The sequence below is a fragment of the Hallella colorans genome (assembly GCF_003096815.1).
Classification (GTDB): Bacteria; Bacteroidota; Bacteroidia; order Bacteroidales; family Bacteroidaceae; genus Prevotella; species Prevotella colorans.
This window is the reverse complement of record NZ_QENY01000002.1, coordinates 192,500-212,066: the sequence shown is the minus strand read 5'-3', so window position 1 is coordinate 212,066 and position 19,567 is coordinate 192,500. Positions and strand designations below refer to the sequence as shown.

At 43.8% G+C, this 19,567-nt stretch carries 12 protein-coding genes; 3 read left to right on the top strand and 9 right to left on the bottom strand.

What is annotated here, in order from left to right:
• Positions 1-62: 62 nt before the first annotated feature.
• The 3 genes from C7379_RS01855 to C7379_RS01840 all read right to left on the bottom strand — a co-directional run bounded on the left by C7379_RS01855 (position 63) and on the right by C7379_RS01840 (position 3,588).
• Positions 63-1,124, bottom strand: a complete 1,062-nt coding sequence (locus tag C7379_RS01855) for a DUF4876 domain-containing protein (protein WP_207773383.1) — start codon at positions 1,122-1,124, stop codon at positions 63-65.
• Positions 1,125-1,993: 869 nt separating this feature from the next.
• Positions 1,994-2,923, bottom strand: a complete 930-nt coding sequence (trxB, locus tag C7379_RS01845; protein ID WP_116615733.1) for a thioredoxin-disulfide reductase — start codon at positions 2,921-2,923, stop codon at positions 1,994-1,996.
• A gap of 110 nt (positions 2,924-3,033) precedes the next feature.
• Positions 3,034-3,588, bottom strand: coding sequence for a glutathione peroxidase (locus tag C7379_RS01840; RefSeq protein ID WP_116615732.1), 555 nt, complete (start codon positions 3,586-3,588; stop codon positions 3,034-3,036).
• A 228-nt stretch (positions 3,589-3,816) separates the two neighbouring features.
• Between C7379_RS01840 and C7379_RS01835 the strand changes: the two genes are divergently transcribed.
• Together C7379_RS01835 and C7379_RS01830 are read left to right on the top strand one after the other, a co-directional pair.
• Positions 3,817-4,338 (top strand): lipocalin family protein, encoded by a 522-nt coding sequence (locus tag C7379_RS01835; protein ID WP_116615731.1) that lies wholly within the window; start codon positions 3,817-3,819, stop codon positions 4,336-4,338.
• A gap of 5 nt (positions 4,339-4,343) precedes the next feature.
• A complete protein-coding gene (locus tag C7379_RS01830; RefSeq protein WP_116615759.1) occupies positions 4,344-4,970 on the top strand; it encodes a hypothetical protein in 627 nt (208 codons plus the stop codon).
• A gap of 171 nt (positions 4,971-5,141) precedes the next feature.
• Here C7379_RS01830 and C7379_RS01825 read toward each other — a convergent pair whose 3' ends face one another.
• From C7379_RS01825 to C7379_RS01810, 4 genes are all read right to left on the bottom strand, one after another.
• Positions 5,142-6,464 carry an MFS transporter gene (locus C7379_RS01825; RefSeq protein WP_116615730.1) on the bottom strand — a complete coding sequence of 441 codons (1,323 nt, stop codon included), beginning with the start codon at positions 6,462-6,464 and terminating at the stop codon, positions 5,142-5,144.
• 31 nt (positions 6,465-6,495) lie between these two features.
• Positions 6,496-7,431, bottom strand: a complete 936-nt coding sequence (gene queG, locus C7379_RS01820; RefSeq protein WP_116615729.1) for a tRNA epoxyqueuosine(34) reductase QueG — start codon at positions 7,429-7,431, stop codon at positions 6,496-6,498.
• Positions 7,409-8,035 carry a polysaccharide deacetylase family protein gene (locus C7379_RS01815; protein WP_116615728.1) on the bottom strand — a complete coding sequence of 209 codons (627 nt, stop codon included), beginning with the start codon at positions 8,033-8,035 and terminating at the stop codon, positions 7,409-7,411. Before C7379_RS01815 ends, queG begins: the two co-directional genes overlap by 23 nt.
• 62 nt (positions 8,036-8,097) lie before the next feature.
• Positions 8,098-11,484, bottom strand: coding sequence for a DUF2723 domain-containing protein (locus C7379_RS01810; protein ID WP_116615727.1), 3,387 nt, complete (start codon positions 11,482-11,484; stop codon positions 8,098-8,100).
• Between the two features lie 1,818 nt (positions 11,485-13,302).
• On the opposite strand from C7379_RS01810, the gene C7379_RS01800 reads away from it, so the two are divergent.
• Positions 13,303-14,436, top strand: a complete 1,134-nt coding sequence (locus tag C7379_RS01800) for a glycosyltransferase family protein (RefSeq protein WP_116615725.1) — start codon at positions 13,303-13,305, stop codon at positions 14,434-14,436.
• A 225-nt stretch (positions 14,437-14,661) separates the two neighbouring features.
• Here the strand turns inward: C7379_RS01800 and C7379_RS01795 are convergent, their stop codons facing one another.
• Complete coding sequence (locus C7379_RS01795; protein ID WP_116615724.1) at positions 14,662-16,164, bottom strand: BACON domain-containing protein; 1,503 nt, start codon at positions 16,162-16,164, stop codon at positions 14,662-14,664.
• Positions 16,165-16,181: 17 nt separating this feature from the next.
• Positions 16,182-19,448 carry a TonB-dependent receptor gene (locus C7379_RS01790; RefSeq protein ID WP_116615723.1) on the bottom strand — a complete coding sequence of 1,089 codons (3,267 nt, stop codon included), beginning with the start codon at positions 19,446-19,448 and terminating at the stop codon, positions 16,182-16,184.
• Positions 19,449-19,567 lie beyond the last annotated feature (119 nt).

Sequence of the window (19,567 nt, the reverse complement as noted above, 5' to 3'; positions counted from 1 at the left end):
TAATGTCCCTTAGTGTCGTCGTTTAGTGCAGCTGATAAAGGGTTGCACGCTCAATCAGATGTCTATTTTTTGATATAGTTTTTCTGCCCATTGGCTATAACAACAAAGTCGTCAGTGCTGTTGTTGGTATCTTGCAGATAACCTTTCTTGGCCGTTTTACGTTGTACGAACAGACCTTTGAAGCCGCCCATCATGCCCGGCGTGTCGTCAATCAACACGGCACCGCGATCAATGTTGTTTGGTAGAGCTTTGTGAACGAGCGACCCTTTGGCGCCAATCTCAACACCATCGATGATAGTATTGGTCGGAAGGATAACATAGTCTTGCTTTTTTGTCATATAAGCATTTGGGTTGTTCATTGCCACCTTGTTTGCATTGCAATATTGAGTAGGGTCTTCTTTTGTTTTTACAAGCATAATGGAGATACCTCCTCCATATCCCCATTGAAAGGCTTGGAACGTGGAGAAGTTTACAATCATGTTGTCTACCTCTGGATTGTCAACCGTCGTGGCATATTGGTGGGGAACAAAAATCTCGAAGTTGGCTCCTGTCAAATTACGCGCTTTTGCTTTCTTTCCACCTTCGCTATGGTCTACGGCCGAGTGCGCAATGACTATACTTTGGCCGGGTTGCACGATGTGCTCACGCCCTTTGCCAGGAATTGTGTAAAGCTGACTGATGACAATTTTGTCCTTTTTGAGGTATTCAGTCATTTCTCCCGCTTCTGAATCATTAGGGTCTGCAGCAATCGCGATACTTAAACCGTCTGCGTATAATGGTTGGTCACTGATGTTCTTAATGGTGAGATATTCTTCATAATAATTACGATCGTATGCCCCATCGTTTGAGGAACAGTTGAAAAACAGCTCATCCAAGACAAAGGTCTTGTCTAAAGTCTCAAAAATTGGTTTAACGACAAGTTTCAGTTCGGCGTTCTTTTGGCTAAGCGTATAATTGTCTATGGCGCCATACATGGTGCAAACACCATTCTCCGCATCTTCGGCTATTATTTTGTATGTACCCTGTGGCACCGTTGCTGTGGCAATCCCCTTGTCATTGACGGTAGCCGTAGTCATTGCTCCCGATTTTTGTTCGGTCATTTTAACCTGAAACTTAGTGTACATAGAAGCCTCATTTACGCCTTCAATTTGTATGGATAGCGCACACAGTTGATCTTGTTCATCTTCTGAACATGAAAATAGCGTAATAAAGGAAAGTGCAGCTACGAACATCCACAAATAACTTTTCATTTTAAGATATTTTTAAGTGTTTGAATATGTTAGATAAAATATTATTTGCAAAAATATAGATTATAACATTCTGTTGCAATACCTATTAATAGGTATTTGTAAATGTGCCCTTATACTATGTCCTTTCTATTAAATAAAGAGAACGCAACAGGTTGCGGGCTTTAGGTTAATACTATAATCCTGACATTTTAACCGTTCGGATTGTCCGCTTGTTAAACACCCTTCACCTGAGTTCGGGAATAAAAGTGATGAAAAAAAATGGCAATCTCGTTATATTACATTTTTATATATAATAATCAGAAAGTTACAAATATAAGAGAGATGGCAATCAAAGACTTTTTTTGCAAGCTCATGAAAATTCAGAGACTTTTGTATTGCGGATGACTTTTAATAAGGATTTTTACGTTGGATATCAAAAATGGGATATATGGAAACACTATAGCGTCAAGCACCGAATGCGTAAGAGACGGATGAGCCGTACGGAGATCATGACTGCTCTTGTCAGTTTCTTCTTCAATGTTTTTTTCGATTTTAAGTATTGTTGCCTGTTTTTAATAACAATTAGCCCTTATATGCTTCCAAACATATAAAGGGCTATTTGTAGTGTAAAATCGGCAAATATCGAATGCTCACGCTATACCACATAAAGGTGGATAATATTAGATAATTACAAAATACCCCCACGCGATCTTGAAAGAATGGTGGGGGTAATGTGATATATGTGTCTCAACCAAGAAGTTTGCCTAACGGCCGATGTATCTCTCAGCCTCAAGCGCAGCTTTGCAACCCGAACCTGCTGCCACCACGGCCTGCCTGTAAACAGGGTCGGCGCAGTCGCCTGCCGCAAACACTCCTTCCACATTTGTGCGTGTGCTGCTACCGTCAACCTTGATATATCCCACATTGTCCATGTCCAATTTGCCTTTGAAAATATCTGTGTTGGGCGTATGACCAATGGCAAGGAAGAAACCATCTATGGGTAAGTCGTATCTCTTTTCGTCATCTTTGCCTTTACGGAAAACCACGTGAGCTCCTTCAACGCCGTTTTCACCGTATAGCCCCACGGTGTTAGTCTCGAAAAGGATTTCAATTTTTGGGTTATCCTCGACGCGCTTCTTCATGATGTCCGAAGCCCTGAGGTGGTCCTTGCGCACAATCATGTATACCTTGCTGCATAGCCCGGCGAGGTAATTGGCCTCCTCGCATGCGGTGTCGCCACCGCCCACAACTGCCACCACTTTCTTGCGATAGAAAAAGCCATCGCATGTGGCGCATGCGCTAACCCCCTGTCCTTTGTATTTTTCTTCGTCTGGAAGACCGAGGTATTTGGCAGAAGAGCCCGTGGCAATGATGATGGTATCTGCTTCTACTTGGTCGCCTCGGTCGGTTGTCACTATATAGGGTTTGATGTCAAAATTCACTTCGGTAATCACGCCGTCGCGTATATCTGCGCCAAACCGCTCTGCTTGTTGGCGTAATTGCATCATCATTTCGTTGGCATCAACACCCTCTGGATAGCCGGGGAAGTTTTCCACGATGGTGGTTGTGGTGAGTTGGCCACCAGTTTGCAAGCCACAATATAAGATTGGCTCAAGATTGGCGCGGCCTGCGTAGAGTGCGGCCGTATAGCCTGCAGGGCCACTGCCTATGATTAAGCATTTGGTATGTTCCATATTTTTTGTTTCTATATCTCCATGAGGAGATGGTTATTTTTTAAGTGTAATTGTTGCTTGGTGAACGATGTTTGTTGTTGCACCACTGCATACGCTTGTATAGAGACGGACTACTCCGCAAGCGCTGTCTCGATGTCAGCGCATATGTGTTCTATCTTTTCGGTGGGTTCATAACGCTTAATGACCTGTCCTTTTTTGTTTATAAGAAACTTAGTGAAGTTCCATTTGATATCGGCGTTTTCTTTATAGTGTGGGTCTGCCTCTGACAATAGCTTATCGAGCACAGGTGTGAGTTTGTGGCTCTCGTCCCATCCGGCAAATCCTTTTTGTGCTTTTAGAAATTTGTATAAAGGTTCTGCGTCGTCGCCGTTCACTTTAATCTTCTTGAATTGTGGAAAGTCGGTGCCATAGTTGAGTTTACAAAACTCGTGAATGGTCTCGTCTGTGCCGGGTGCCTGTTGCCCAAACTGGTTGCACGGAAAGTCTAAAATCTCGAAACCCTGTGAATGATATTTCTGGTATGTATCCTCCAACTCACTGTAAGTGGGCGTGAAGCCGCACTGTGTAGCGGTGTTAATAATGAGCAAGACCTCATTGGAATACTCTTTAAGCGACACCTCTTTACCTTTTCGGTCTTTCACGGTGAAATCGTAAACAGTTTTCATTTTTTTGTCTTCTATGTATTAATAATGGTGTTTAGGCAAAATTACAAAAAAGAATGGAGATAAGAAATTGCTGTTTAACATTTCTTTTAGAATTAAATATATTTAGGGAAATCCCCTTGATATGTAGGGAAATCCTACATAATAATATACGTTTTATCTTGTCTTGAAATGTAAAAAAAGCTAACTTTGCAATAATAACAAAGACAATACGACAAAATACCAAACGATATGAAAAAAATTATCAACTTGTGCGCATTGGCACTTTTGGCCATTCTATCCATGTCTTTTTCAGCTTGTGATTATGATGACGTGGATCGAGCGACTGTGCTAAACGGCACATGGCATGGCTCTCTTGGGCAGTATTATACCACTGTCTATGGGGATGGCTATGACGAATGGGAGACGGAGTTCAGGTTTGCAACTTATGACGACTACAGCATGCGAGGCGAAGGAGTAGAGGTGGACTACGATCCTGACATGTGGAGTGACTTTAAATATTATGACTTCAATTGGGAAGTGGTCAATGGTAGCATATATCTTTATTACCGCAACGGTGACAGATTGGTGATACGCGACTACCAGCTGTCTGACTATCGTCTGAGTGGTATTCTTGAAACCATGGACGGCTATGAGGTGGCAAGGCTCGATTTGGGACGCACCTCGTATTGGCCATGGGGCAATAGTTATGCTAAGAACACACGAGCGGGTATTGATGCTCATGCAGGAATAAAACGAAACTTTAAGAAATGATGTATATGAAAAAGTGCACTACAATGATGTTGGTGGCCATGATGATGAGCCTGCCAACGCTTTTGACAAGCTGTAACAGTGACCCTTGGTATGATGATCCTTGGTATGACGATTGGTCGTGGGGCAACGATTACAACCACCGGCCTGACAATGAGAACGTAAGCAATGACGATTTTTTCGTCTTGATGGCGCAGACTCTTGCCGGACAATGGCGCGGCAATATGATGGCATACGAGATTGACGACCATGGTTATGCAATAGATAGTTTATTTTATGTCACGGATATAGAGTTCAAACAATATAACCGTCAAAGCATTTCTGGCACAGGAACGCAGTATGACTTTCATCCCGACACTGAGGAATTGGGGATGAAGCGCGATTTCACTTGGTATATTGACCCACAAACCGGAGACATATACCTCATTTACAAAGAACAAAATGCAGATGGTACCACACGAAACTACACTATGCGCGTGGCCTATGACGATCTGAATATGAACAATCGTACGTTCACGGGGTATCTGTGGGCGGAAGATGGTCGCGAGGTGGACGATTTTTGGTTTGACCGTTATAATGGTACCCGAGCTTCAAGCAAACAAGGTGCAAAAAAAATCAAGGTGGTATTTAGGTAGACACATTGTTCATCGCTACCTTGACGACATGCTTATCAAGCTATTTTCCTAAGTGGGAGAAATAACATCGACGATCATTGTAGCCAACCAGTCTATCCCTCGAAAATAAAAATTGCGGTTTCAATATAGCTGTAGATTTAAGCAGGAAGCTTAATCTACAGCTCTATTTTTTTATATTTGAATGTCTTTATTCACATTTTTATAACCCCAAAGGGCATAGAATAGCATGTAAATCATGGCTACCATCGGTACAATATACGATACCATGTAACCTATATGGTCCGCAATAGAGTTTTGTATCAGAGGCAACAAACCACCTCCAACAACCATCGTCATAAAAATGCCACTTGCCTGAGCCGTGTATTTGCCCAGCCCTTCGGTGGCAAGATTGAAAATGCAGCTCCACATTACCGAAGTGCAAAGGCCACATAAGACAAGGAGAATGGCACTCAATGGTAGCGTGGCCATCTCAAATCCAGATCCATTAAATACGGGCATACTTCCTGTTACCGTCTTTGGTAAAAAAACAGCAATAAGTATTAGTGACAAGCCAAGACAGTTTGTAAATATCATCATGGTTCTACTCGAAACCTTTGATGCCGTAAAACCTGCAATCAGACGACCTATAAGCATCAAGAACCAATATGTTCCAGCCGCAAATCCACCTATGGTAACTGCCGTTGCCACATTCAGGCCTGCACCAGAAGCGCTTGTGTCCGATAGGAAAAAATTGAGTGTACCAGGGATGCCTACCTCTGTACCGACATAAAAGAAAATAGCGATGACACCCAATGTGAAATGGCGAAAAGCGAATGGTGACCGTTCGAAAACAGTTTCGCTACTATGGTTGCCCTCTGGGTCTGTAATCGGCACAAAGCTCAAGATGATGAAGGTCATTGCGAAAACCCCCATAGCCAAGAAGAGCACAGCATTGACGTCAGTGATGGCTGTATCCTTGCTTATCTCGCCAATGAGCGTTCCTACAAACATAGGCGTGAGTGTTCCCATAAACGAATTGAGCGTTCCGCCAATTTGAAGCAACTGGTTTCCTCGGTTTCCGCCGCCACCCAGAAGATTGAGCATTGGGTTTACCACCGTGTTAAGCATACAAACCGAGATACCTGCTACAAAAGCTCCAAGCAAGTAAATGTAGAAGTTGGCTGGCAACCCGCCTATCATGCTGTCGGTGAAGATTTGTCCAGATAGATATTGTACGTACACTCCAACAAAGCCACAAGCTATGGCGATAAGTGCGGTTTTCTTGTAACCCACTTTGGTGAGAAGTTTGCCAGAGGGGATGCCCATAAATAAATAGGCGAGAAAGTTCATCATATTTCCCAACATGCCAAGAGTGTTGCTTCCCTCAAGAGTAGGCTGATTTTTCCAAATAACACCGATTGGTGCGGCAAGATTGGTAACAAAAGCTATCATTCCGAAGAGGAATATCATAGCAATAATAGCGATGTAACGCGATTTAGAATTGATTGTTTGCATTTTTTCCTTAGTTTAAGGGTTTGTTAGAATATTATTTATAATTATTAAAATAGTTTTTAATGTTTCGCATCAGTCCATCATATTTCCCTCTTTTCACGGCTGAACCTTTGAACAATCTCCGGTAATCATCTATTGACAGGCTGCGCCATTTTTCAGATGTCATGCTCAGTAGTTCTTCTTTGGGTTGAAACTCAGGTATATTGTTAGGTGTGGCATATCTGTTCCATGGACACCATTGTTGGCATTTGTCGCAGCCATATATCACGTTTCCCATATTTTTCTTGGCTGTTTCGCTCAGTTCCTTGCGGTTTTCGATGGTCTGGTAAGACAGGCAAAGCTTTGCGTCGAAATCATGTTCCATGCTCAATGCGTGTGTGGGGCAGTGGTCTATGCAACATGTACATGAGCCACACTTATTATTCATAGGCTCGTCATAGTCAGTCTCAAAGTCTACAAACAGCTCACCAAGAAAGAACATGCTGCCAGCTTTCGGAATGATAAGTTGGCGGTTTTTGCCCACAAAGCCTATTCCAGCTCGTTGTGCCCAATATCGCTCAAGTACTGGCCCACTGTCCACAAATGCCCGATAGTTGGCAGTTTGAACATTTTCTGGGCCGTAAATATAGGTGGCCAGCTTGTGTAGCTTGTGTTTCACCACGTCATGATAGTCTTGTCCGAGTGCGTAGGCTGCTATCTGTGGCTCTCCCTTGGGCAGGTTCTTTGCGGGTGCATAGCTCATCGCGACCGATATGATCGACCTCACGCCATCCATCAGTAAGCATGGGTTTATACGTTTCTCCAAATAGTTACCCATCCATGTCATGTCTGCGTTCATGCCGTCTCTAAGCCATCTGCGGAGATGCCTCTCCTCTTCCTGGTTCACTCTCTCGGCTTTGGCCACGCCACAAGCCGAAAATCCTAAACGTTTGGCCTCGGCCTTGATATCACTCGAAAGTTTTGAATTCATAGCCTTGTTCCCTCAGCCATTTCAGTGCTGCGGGCAGTGCGCTGCGTAGCTTGTCAATGCTTTTCGTTGAGTCGTGAAATGTGATGATAGATCCATTGCGTGCGTATTTTTTGACGTTTCTCAGCACGTCGTCGGCCGTGAGCCATTTGGAGTAGTCACGAGTCACAAGGTCCCACATCACTATCTTGTATTTACGCTGAAGCCACCAATATTCAGATGGGCGCATCCACCCATGTGGTGGTCTAAACAGGTGGCTTTTTATCAGCTCGTTGGCTCTTGCCGTATTCATGGCATACGATATAGTCCAATGCTTGAACGCCCCCATGTGATTAAAGGTATGATTGCCAACCTGATGCCCCTCTTTCACGATATGATTGTAAAGATCATGATATCGAAGTACGTTCTCGCCCACCATGAAAAATGTAGCTTTGGCATTATACTCTCGCAGCGTCTTCAAAATAAACGGAGTGGAGGACGGAATCGGACCATCGTCAAACGTAAGATACACCGAGTGGTCGTTGGGGTCCATTCGCCACAAAGCGTTGGGATACAACCAACGTAACCACTTGGCTGGTTGTTCTATAAATCTATTCCTGTTAAACATGCGTCAGTTTGAAAGTATGAAAGGCGAAAGTTCCTACGTAGGAACTTTTGCCTTTATAGATTTTACTCTCCAGCTTGACCTCCTTTTCCTATATAGACACGGTAGTAATTGTCCACTTGTGTCTTTTGTTTAGCCGCCAAATTTTTGTCCACCATCTTGGTGATTTCAGACAGTTGCGACATAATGCTAAGCTGTATCATGCAGTCTCGCTGTGATATCGCGAATTTTGTGCCATCCAAGCTCAGATAGTATGTCTCGTATTGGCAAGCTTCTTTCCATGCAGCGTTGATTGCATCCAATGCTTTTTGCTTCTGCCCTAATAGTGCGTAAGCTTTGGCTATGTCAGCTCCGCCACTCATATAATTGAGCGGTACATTATATGCGGGAATTTCCTTTTCAACTTTTTGTAATACCTTGAGAGCTTTGTCTTTTTTATTTTCGGCTATCAAGTGCAATGCGAGCATGCCAAACAGACGACGGTGGGTGTAGCACATGCGCATGATAGTTTCGTCCAAATACAGCCCCTTGGTTTTCAATCCACCATAGCGGTATCTATTCATCAAGTTGTTATAAGTCTTCTCCGTATCAAAATTCTTGGCACCATTCGTGTTGGTGAGGAATGGTGTTATACGGTTGGCTAATCCCTCTTGAACGAAGTTGTCACCTAAATTCATGTAGTTGTTTTCACCTACTGTCATGGCCACATACACCGGTCGTGTCCAATTACAGTTGGCTATGATCTCCAGCATCATCAGCTCGCCTTTGTAAAGAGCGTTTTTGCCTTTCAGCGATATTACCATCTTGTCAGGTATGCTATCGCTTGCCATCATCATACCACTTCTTTTCACAGCGTTTTTGTCGATGGAGACATAGAGGGTGTCGGTAGGAATCATGTGCATGGCTTCCTTAACTTTGGTCTCTGGAACGTTAAAAACTTGTGCGAGAATAGTGGCTTGCTCTGGCGTGATGTTGCCTCGAACCCATTTGCTCATCACGTTGCTCACTTCAAATGGGTTGTCACCAAACAGTTTCTTGGCGGTCGCCGCATCTTGCTTGTACAACTCAAGGATACTCTGTTTCATATCTGGTACCACTTCCACATACTCGTTCGTTCCCGAGCAATAATCAAGTCGAGGCCATGTGATAGGTAGCGACGGAGATTTGTAAGCCGGTCGCTTCATTTGGTCAATATACCAGTCTGTTTGACTGTAGCTCAAGTTGCATACACGCGCGTCAGTGCGTACGCCCTCTACATCTTGGTTGTACCACAGTGGGAACGTGTCGTTGTCGCCATTGGTAAATAGAATAGGATTGCCTTCGTCTTGTAGCGTCATGAGATAGTTCCGCCCGAAGTCTCGACATGTGTAACGATTAGATCTGTCATGGTCATCCCATGTCTGCGAGGCCATTTGGATGGGCACGAGCAAGCAGACCGCTGCCGCCACTGCTGCCACCACCACGCCATCCGCGTGCAAATATTTCTTCAGCAGGTCTATGATGGCAGCTACGCCCATGCCACACCAGATGGCAAACGCATAGAATGAGCCAGCATAGGCATAGTCGCGCTCGCGCGGTTGCACGGGTGTTTGGTTCAAGTAGAACACGATGGCAAGTCCGGTCATAAAAAACAAGAAGAACACTACCCAGAACTGCCTGATACCACGACGACCGCGGAACGACTGCCAGAGCAACCCTACCAAGCCAAGCAGGAGTGGTAGGCAGTAGAACACGTTATGCCCCTTGTTCTCTTTCAGAGCGTCTGGCAGCTTACTTTGATCGCCCAGTCGCATGTTGTCTATGAATGGAATGCCGGTAATCCAATTACCATGCTCTGGCTCTCCATGACCTTGTATGTCGTTTTGCCTTCCGGCAAAATTCCACATGAAATATCTCCAGTACATGAAGTTGCACTGATAAGACAAGAAAAATCTTATGTTCTCAAGCTGGGTGGGCATTTTCACCATCATGGCTTCACCGCAACGGTCATACGGCACCTGCGTACCTTCCACTCCGCCCATCCACGACTCGTAGTCTTGTGCGTGGTCAGCGTCATACATGCGTGGAAACAGCATGTTTTGCGCAAAAATGTAATTGTTCTTGTGCGACACCACAAAATAAGAATCTTTCTCATCCTTGGAGGCTTTTTCCTTACGGCTGTAGATAGGCGCACCTTTGCTCTGCTTGGGTTTACAAAGGTTACCCTCTTGCTCAAGGGCCACCTGTGAGGTGTAAGCTTGCCCGTACAAGAGCGGCCTGTTTCCATACTGGTCTCGGCTTAGGTAGTTACCTAAGGTAAAGATGTCCTCTGGAGAATTTTGGTCCATGGGTGGGTTGGCTGCCGAACGTATCACTATCAAGGCGTAACTTGAATAGCCTATCAAGAGCATCAGCGCACACAACAAAGCTGTATTCTTGAAACGAGAAGTTACGACGTTGACCATCTTGCCATCCGATCGCTTCTTATATTTGAGCAAGAATGCCACGAGAGCTAATACAAACACGCCAATCACCAGCGCGCTCCAGCCATAACCATAAAAAGGTATGCCAATCAATGCGAAAGCCACAAGAAAAGAAACGTTTTCCCTTTGCTTGCTTTTCCCTATATAGCTCTCGTATATACCCCATAACACTGCTGAGACGAGTAGAACTATATAAATCACCAAACCTGTGTTAAACGGCAGCCCAAGTGTGTTGACAAAGAACAGCTCAAACCATCCGCCAACGGTCACGATGCCCGGTACCACGCCATAGAGCACGGCCGCAACGATGACAAACGAGATAAGCAGGGCTATGAGCGAGCCTTTGGTTTCCACATTCGGGAAACGACGATAGCAGTAAACCAGTACAATGGCGGGAATACAAAGCAAGTTCAGCAAATGCACGCCAATGCTCAGGCCAGTCATGTAGAAAATCAGCACCAACCAGCGGTCAGCATGCGGCTCGTCGGCATGGTCTTCCCATTTCAGGATGAGCCAAAACACGACGGCTGTGAAAGCTGACGAGTAGGCATAGACCTCTCCCTCCACGGCAGAAAACCAAAAAGTGTCTGAAAAAGTATAGATGAGCGCTCCAACCAAACCACTTGCCTCAATTGCAATGAGTTTACTCGTTGAAAGACTGTCCCAATCTTTCACGATAAGCTTGCGTGTGAGATGGGTGATAGTCCAAAACAAGAACATGATGGTGGTAGCGGAGAGTAGCGCGCTCATGGTGTTGACCATACGAGCCACTTGGCTTGGATCACTGACAAACTGGCTGAAGAGGTTAGCCGTTAACATAAAGAATGGTGCCCCCGGCGGGTGTCCCACTTCCAATTTGTAACCCGTTGTGATAAACTCTGGACAATCCCAAAACGAGGCTGTTGGTTCAATGGTGCAACAATACACCGTGGCAGCTATCAAGAACGCGAGCCAACCCAGCACATTGTCCACTAATCTGTACTGTTTCATTGATGATTTAATATAATTGGTCTTATTGCAATAATTGCTTGCAAAGATAACAAAAAGCTAAGAGAGAACGTTCAAAAATAAGTTTTTTTTACCTTATTTTCCATTCCAGCACGATTTAAAAACTAAACTTATTTCTTTTTTCTGTCATTTTGATTTTATTCAATTAAAATTGGGATAGACTTGTAATGTGAAGAGTAGAGGAAATGATCTTATAAGCCCAACTTGTAATCATGGTCTACGCATCAGGTTACGCAAGCAAAACTGCGAAACTAAATATAACACATAGCTTTATATTTGTAAAACATTGTTTATTAGATATTTATTTAAATACCATATAGTTTTAAGGGACAATAGTGTATAATTTAAATGTAGCATGAAGAATGAAAATTCAATTACGAAAGTTCTGTTAAATATACATGATAGCTTATTTTCATGTTTTTCATTCGTTAAAAAAAAACAACTATTACAAATCGTTTTTCCATTTTTAGGTACTTTCCAATATAAACATTACTTTTGTAAAAATAGAATAATTTGATAGCGAAAGTTGTTAGTCATCTTAAGATACGGAACTTTTTTGCTTATGCTTTTATGTTATAGTTGTTTTTTATGACCATACAATATATTATCATAATTAGCATAGTTGCTGTATGTGTTGGTATGGCAATTTACCGCATTTGTCGCACTATATCCAAACCTAATTCCGCATGCGACGGCTGCCAGCTGAAAGATACATGTGCGCGACAAAAAAAATTGCAAGGACACTTTGAACATAAACCTATCAATACATTAGAGTCTGGCAATGAATGTGTAAAAGACAAGAGGCGCATATTTGACAAGTAACGTCTTTTTGTTACATCTTTCTTAGTTGTCTATGCGTATTCTTGGCCCAGTAGAAAAAGTATGGGGTTTCATTTTGCTTTTGAGATTAACCCCTTGGTACACTAAATGGCCGTATGTTTTTTGAAGAGACGCTCACCATGTACAACATAGGTGGGCGAATGAGGCGTGAGTACGCTTCGAGATAGCGACAGAATGTTTGCGTGTTTTCGTTTTTTTTCTTTAGAACCCTGCTTGTCCCGAACGCAGATTTTGAAAAATTAGAAATTGTCAATTATTTGAACAAACAACCCTCTCAAATTCGCTTATTTAAAAATAAGTTTGCCTTCGTCCGAAATACGCGAAATCTGCGATAGTTTGTAAATGGCTGACATTCAGCATCTTTTTAAAAACAGCCTTTATTCTCCTATTTTGTGGTCTGCGGTTGAGTATCAAATGGCATGATGATAAGGTTGTAATCGCAGCGTGATGGAGGCTCTTCCGCGCTGCGAATAAGGCCTAATCATGCTATGAGCAAGCACCAATCGCAGCCCTCTTATTATTTTTGGTAACGCCCGACTTGGTTTTGACAAAAAAAGATAGCCCTTTTTGCTCTGGATGACTCAAAAATAATGATCAAAAAACAGTAATTATTTTTTACAGGATAAAGAATAAGGAGTAAGGAGTGAAGAGTGGGGAGCAAAGAATGAATGAAGACAACTATACTGGCTTCAAGAAGCGTCTGAGCGCGGTAGAAATTTACACGTATGAACTTTTATGCCTGCATCATATCTTCCTGTTTTTAATCCTGTTTGCGGTTATACATGGTTACCACAATCGTAGTGACCTACGGTATCTTCCCCAAAGTAAATGCCTACTGAGCCTTTTGCTCCCCCATTAAATATCAGCTGAGCCGTATTCTTTTCAATTTCTTATTATTTTCTACATATTTTTGAAATATTGTAGTGCTAACTTTGCCACAAATCAATCAATATATTGACTATGAAAGTATTATTTGTGGTACAAGGAGAGGGGCGTGGACATCTAACACAAGCGCTCACATTAGAGAAAATGCTTAATAGGCATGGTCATGAGGTGGTAAAAATCCTCGTTGCCCGAAGTAAATCGCGTGAGGTTCCACGCTTTTTTATAAATAAGACCAAGGCACCAATACAAGGCTTTCCAAGTCCAAATTTTTTGCCATCTAAGTCTAACCAGCACATTGGTTTAGGACGTTCCATTGCTTACAACATGCTGAAAGCACCACAATATATGAGTAGTATTCGGTTTTTATACCATGAAATAAGGACCAGTGGAGCCGACTTGGTGGTCAATTTTTATGAAATTTTAACTGGCCTTACCAATCATTTCCTAAACCTTCGTGTACCCATGGTGTGCATAGGGCATCAATATATGTTCTTGCACCCAGATTATCAGTTCCCTGAAGCACATAAGAAGAGCCAACGCCTTTTGATACAATTTACGCGTGCCACCTGTCTCGGAGCTTGCAAATTATTGGGACTTTCGTTTCATGACATGCATGATGTTGAAGCTTCAAAACTGTCAGTTGTGCCACCATTGCTCCGTGATGAAGTGTCAGAGATGCCCCGTCATCATGGCGATTACATCACGGGATATATACTTAACGCAGGATTTAGCAAAACAGTTATAGCGTGGCATAAGAAAAATCCAATGTTGAATTTGCATTTTTTCTGGGATAAAAAAGATGCGTCAGAAACTACAAGATATGACGAAACACTTTCTTTTCACAAGATAGACGACCAAAAATTTTTATATTTTCTTGCCAATTGCAAAGCATATGCCACGACGGGTGGCTTCGAGTCGGTATGTGAGGCTATGTATATGGGCAAACCTGCATTGATGGTACCAGCACATGTGGAGCAAGAGTGCAACGCTCACGAAGCACAACTCAATGGGTGTGGCGTTGTTGCTGGCTCTTTTGATTTAGACCAACTGATACAATTTAGTAGACAATATGAAGAGAATATAGAGTTCAGAATGTGGGAAAATAAAGCTGAACTTATGATAGTTTCTCGGTTGGAGGGTGCTGTACAGCAATATGTTAACGAAAGGTCTAAAGGTGTCGTCAGTGTGGGTAAAACAATGCCAGCTTGATAATTTTAGATCATTCTCGTGGCACGAAACCATTGTGAGACCCATGCTATGCCATTACAACTGTGCAAGATCTATGTCTACAGTAATGTAAATGAAATCGTTTTAAGGCTCTATCTTTATATCTTTAAATTCTGATGAGAATGCGGATGTAATCATTTACAACAAAAAACAAATGGGGCATGTCAACAATTTTGACATGCCCCATTAATTTTGCGTTTCTTGAATTTATTCCGAAGCCTTGTGGCTTACGTATATGCTACCGCCAAGTTGTGGTTTGTCATTGTGCGATGTTTTATAGCCAATTACGGTGAGCACGTCGCCTTCTTTCAGTCCTACTTTTTTAACCAAACCTTTACGTGCGTCGCCTGTAACACCAAAGTAGGGTAGTACACCATAAAGGAATATCTCGCCAGTCTCGTCTTTGATGGTCATGTTGCCATAGTCAGGATTGGTAATTTTGGTGATTTTGCCCGTTACCTTAAAGTAAGACGTATTATTGTCTGCCTTGGCCAATAGTTCTGCGATAGTAGCATTACCAACTACCACATGCTTCTCGGCAACGGCGCCTTTCATTTGGGCGTTGCCATTATGCTCTGATCGTTTACCCACCAAGGTGACGATGTCGCCCTCTTTGTAACCATTTTTGACAAAGTTGGCTAATCCGTAAACAAAGGTCTCGCCGGAAAAGTCCTTGATGTAGAAGTTCCCGTACTTGGTATTAACGATTTTTGTGATGATGCCCGACACCCGATATTGCTTCTCACCTACTTTGGCGGCAAGAAATTCGGCTATGGTTGCGGGAACGATGGCACCCTTTTGCGTAAGCATGGCTTCCGATACATAATCTTTCTTACCATCCGTAGTATGGAAAGTGATGGTTGTCTTTCGGTCGCCACCAGTATTTGCGGCTGCCTTGAATGTCACCACTGCGTTCTTGCCCTTGGTCTTGATAGACGATATGGAAAGCCACTGCTTGGCGTCATTAGGTATGTCAACCGATACACCCAGACCTTTGCAAGTGATGTATGCCACAAATTCTCCACCCTCTAATGGCAGTTGGGCGTTCTTGACGGAGTCAACTTTGATTAGCGATTTATTGATCTTCACGACCATAACCTCTTTTAATTGTGGCACTCCTTTGTAAGTACCCCTCTGGCCTTGCACCGTGATTTCGTCTCCAGATTCTATGCCAAGTGTTTTAAACTTCCTTGGTTCGGCTTTTTTATTCAATGTGCCATATATGTAAAGGCTGCCTGTGGCATCCTTGAGCCAGTAGTTACCCCATTCATCATTCTCTATTTTACCGACAACACCAGTTACCATATAGGTTTTGCCATCAATACCGGCGTTAACCTGTTTGCATGTGGCTGGCTTGGGCTTGGGCAATCCTTGCATCACATTCAGATGTTGTTTCTGGTCTCCACATGTGACAATCAAGTCAGCGAGGTGTCCGTCCACAGCCTTGGGCGAGGTGAAAGTAACCTTTGTTTTGCCAGCGCTTCCTTTAATGGGCGACACGTTTAGCCATTTGGTGGTGCCAGTTGTGTCAATGCTCCACTCGTCGTTGGCATTGACGGTGATAGTTGTGGAGCCACCGTCCTGCGGTATAGTCACATAAGAAGTTGAGAGCTGAAGCTTTGACAGCTCAAAGTTATAGTCCACATCGTTGCATCCTACTATCAGGATGAGTAGGGCCACAAATGACGGTATGATATATTTTAATTTCATGTTAATTTGGCATTTTATTAGTTGAACATGTACTTAATACCCACAGATGCGTACCAACACTGGCCGAGATTATGGTTGGGAGCCCACGTTTTAGCATTTTTATTTATGGCAGTGGGAGTTGAGAATGTGGCATAGCCATCGGCATCCACGCCCTCGTACTTCAATATACGTGGGTCGCCCGCGATTTCAGGATTGAAAATTTTGGCCACGCCCCAACTTGAGTTGAAGAAGTTGAGCATGTTTTTCATGTCAAAGCTGAGCTGCAGCAAGTGCTTGGTTTGTCCTACATTTACCTTGAAATCGTGCTTGTAACTGAGATCGATACGGTGAACCCATGGAGAGTATAAACTGTATGCCTCAGCATATTCGCCCTGATGATTTTTCAGATAGCTATTGTTATGAACATAGTCCATGAAACGAGTTTTGTCGTCTTCAGAAACAAAACGGAATTGGTTGTCAGCCACTTGCTGGTCTGTTGGGATGTAAATGGCGTCAAAGTTATATCCGTCACCGTTCATGTCGTTCACTGTCATAAACGAGTAGTTGTATGTGCCGCGTCGACCTTCGTAAATGAAACTGTAATGGTTTCCACTCTTGTCGTGTAAGTTAAGTGAAGCGATTAGGCGATCTGGTGTCACGTCTTGTGCGTTGTGCAGTCTCACAAAGTTAGGTCCGGTCACTGTAGACATATAGTTCAATACTGATGAAGCGTTAGAACCTGGCAGACTCGTTAACTCTTTGGAAGCCGTGTGTGTGTAGGCCATCATAAGTTCCATCCCATCGAATGGACGTGCGTTCACGCTCAGGTTAAATATCCATCCATATCCTTTTTGTGTGTTCTCGAGCATGTATGCATGTCTGTTCACAGTAAAACCAGTAGGATAGATAGGGCGGTTGTCGGCCCCATTGAACCGTGCGAAGCCACCCACATAGGGAACACTCCAGTCTCTTAATACGGCGGAGTAGATATTTTTGTTGACAATGCCCTCTACCGTCACATTCAATGGGAATGATACGGGTATGGCGTAATCAACAGCCAAAGATGTTTTCCAAATCTGTGGCATCTTGAATTTAGGATCAACGCCACATAAAGAGCTAGGCACAGTACCCTTTGTTGGATCTATTGTCATGGGATAGCCCAATTCTTTTAGCTTGCCTTGTAGCGCTGCAATAGTGGGTTTGCCATTGGCGTCTGTTACCAATCCGCCAGCGAATGTGTCCATACTGAAGCCCTTTTTTTGGGCCTCGGCAGCGTTGATTTGAGCTTGATACTGTACCATGCCGCTGTTGGTTGGCATGTTAGTGAAGAATACTAAGGGCAGGCGACCGGAGAACAAGCCTGTTCCACCACGCACTTTCAAGCGCTCATTGCCGAGCACGTCATAGGTGAAGCCAACACGCGGGGATAACGTCAAGCTATTGTTTGGCCATTTGCCAGTATCAATGTGCTGTCCAAAGTAGTCAAGTTTCTTGATGGCATTGTTGGTCATCAAGTTGGAGTTGTCAAAGAACATGCCGTCCATACGTAGGCCGTAGGTCAGTTTGAACTTGTCGGTGGCTTGCCATTCGTCTTGCACGTATACGCCCAACTTGTTATAGATAACACGTGCCGCTGGCGAAGATTCGCCATTGTAGCCGTATGTAAGGTTCACGATCTCAGGAGCGGCGCCATTCAAGAAATCGTCCAACGTTTTATAACGATAGTAGCCAGTTCCGCTACGCATGTATTGGTTGTCGGCCATTTGATGCTCGTAGCTCAAACCAGCCATGATCTTATGGTTACCAGTGTAATAGGTAATATCGTCTTTTGCGTTCCAAACGTTGTTATGTACTGCGTTGTTCCATGTAAAGAGCTCGTATCCTAAAGCCATATAGTTCACGCCCTTACCATCAAGAATGTCGACGAATGGGAACTCCGACGAGTCAGAATAGCGCACGTCATCGAGTTTAGAATAAGTTGCGAGAAATTGGTTAGAGAGGCTATTGTTAATTCTGCTGTTCAGGTCTAACGATACTGTGTTTACGATGCCATCCCTTGCATACATAGCGTTAGCAAATGACATGGAATATTGTGAGAGTCGGGCGTAGGGCGATCTCGAGCCTCCATCCATCGAGGATGCGTTGGGTGCGCTCCATTGACGGTTCTTGGTGTAGTTGTAACGCAGGGCCAAGTGGTTCATGGTATTGATATTCCAATCCAATCGAGCCAAAATTTTATAGTTTGATTCTTCGCCCGGAAAACTATTGTATGACCCAGTGTCGTAGCCGTATTTGTCTTTCACAAATTTGGAAACGGTCTCCAAATCTTTCACCGTGGTGCGCGACTGATAGTTGTCTGCGTCCATCACGCCATTTTCAGAGGCTCTCCAGCGATTGGCCACCTTGGGCGTTTTAACCATTTCTCCATTGACGAAGAAGAAGAGTTTATCTTTCATAATGGGTCCACCAAGCGTGAAACCATAAGTGGTGCTGCGGTCTTTCTCCCTTGCGCCGAGTATCTGGATGTTATTGATGGCGTCGCCACGCATTTGCTCATTGCGGTGATAGATATAGGCTGTGCCTTTGAACGTGTTGGTACCAGACTTGGTAATGGCGTTCACGCCGCCACCTATAAAGTTGGTTTGTCGCACGTCAAACGGCGATACCACCACTTGCATCTCCTCAATGGCGTCGATGGAGATGGGGTTGCCGCCACCGGGCAGTGCGCTCGACAGGCCGAAGTTGTTGTTAAAGTCGGCTCCATCCACGGTGAAGTTCGCCGTGCGACCATCCGTTCCGCCAAAGCTCATGCCGTTGCCGCCATAAGGAGACAACCGCGTGAAGTCGGTAATGCTACGGCTCACGGTGGGCATGTTTTGCATCATCGTGTTTGAGATGTTGGTCGAGGCGCCTGTCTTCTCTGTGGTAAACTTGGTGCCCTTAGCCGAAATCACCACCTCGCCGAGCTGCTGCGCATCCTCTGTGAGTGACACGTTCAGCCTGTACGTTTGTGCCAACTGGAGCGTAATGTCCTTCACTTCTTTGGTTTGATAGCCGATGTACGAAATTTTCACTTCGTACGGGCCACCCACACGCATACCGTTGATGGTAAACATACCTTTGGAATTGGTAACGGCCATGTATCGTGTGCCCGATGGTGTGTGCACGGCCTCAACGGTAGCGCCGATTACATCTTCGTTATCGGCCGTAACCTTGCCATTAATACCGGAAGTTGTGATCTGCGCTATGGCCGATGTGGTGAGCATCAATACCATTGCCACCAGAAATAACAATCTCTTCTGCATAAGATTTATAAATTTTAAATTAAATAATGTTGAGGTAATTCCCAATAATACCTTGTGAGTGCAAAATTAATAAAAAAGATTCTTTCGAATGTTACTAAATTATTAAAATATGAGCATTT

Bases quoted from the DNA above. Each gene is read 5' to 3' on its own strand.
- C7379_RS01855 (WP_207773383.1), bottom strand. From the start codon at position 1,124: ATGTACACTAAGTTTCAGGTTAAAATGACCGAACAAAAATCGGGAGCA.
- C7379_RS01830 (WP_116615759.1), top strand. From the start codon at position 4,344: ATGAAAAAGTGCACTACAATGATGTTGGTGGCCATGATGATGAGCCTG.
- queG (WP_116615729.1), bottom strand. From the start codon at position 7,431: ATGAATTCAAAACTTTCGAGTGATATCAAGGCCGAGGCCAAACGTTTA.
- trxB (WP_116615733.1), bottom strand. From the start codon at position 2,923: ATGGAACATACCAAATGCTTAATCATAGGCAGTGGCCCTGCAGGCTAT.
- C7379_RS01810 (WP_116615727.1), bottom strand. From the start codon at position 11,484: ATGAAACAGTACAGATTAGTGGACAATGTGCTGGGTTGGCTCGCGTTC.
- C7379_RS01800 (WP_116615725.1), top strand. From the start codon at position 13,303: ATGAAAGTATTATTTGTGGTACAAGGAGAGGGGCGTGGACATCTAACA.
- C7379_RS01840 (WP_116615732.1), bottom strand. From the start codon at position 3,588: ATGAAAACTGTTTACGATTTCACCGTGAAAGACCGAAAAGGTAAAGAG.
- C7379_RS01790 (WP_116615723.1), bottom strand. From the start codon at position 19,448: ATGCAGAAGAGATTGTTATTTCTGGTGGCAATGGTATTGATGCTCACC.
- C7379_RS01835 (WP_116615731.1), top strand. From the start codon at position 3,817: ATGAAAAAAATTATCAACTTGTGCGCATTGGCACTTTTGGCCATTCTA.
- C7379_RS01815 (WP_116615728.1), bottom strand. From the start codon at position 8,035: ATGTTTAACAGGAATAGATTTATAGAACAACCAGCCAAGTGGTTACGT.
- C7379_RS01825 (WP_116615730.1), bottom strand. From the start codon at position 6,464: ATGCAAACAATCAATTCTAAATCGCGTTACATCGCTATTATTGCTATG.
- C7379_RS01795 (WP_116615724.1), bottom strand. From the start codon at position 16,164: ATGAAATTAAAATATATCATACCGTCATTTGTGGCCCTACTCATCCTG.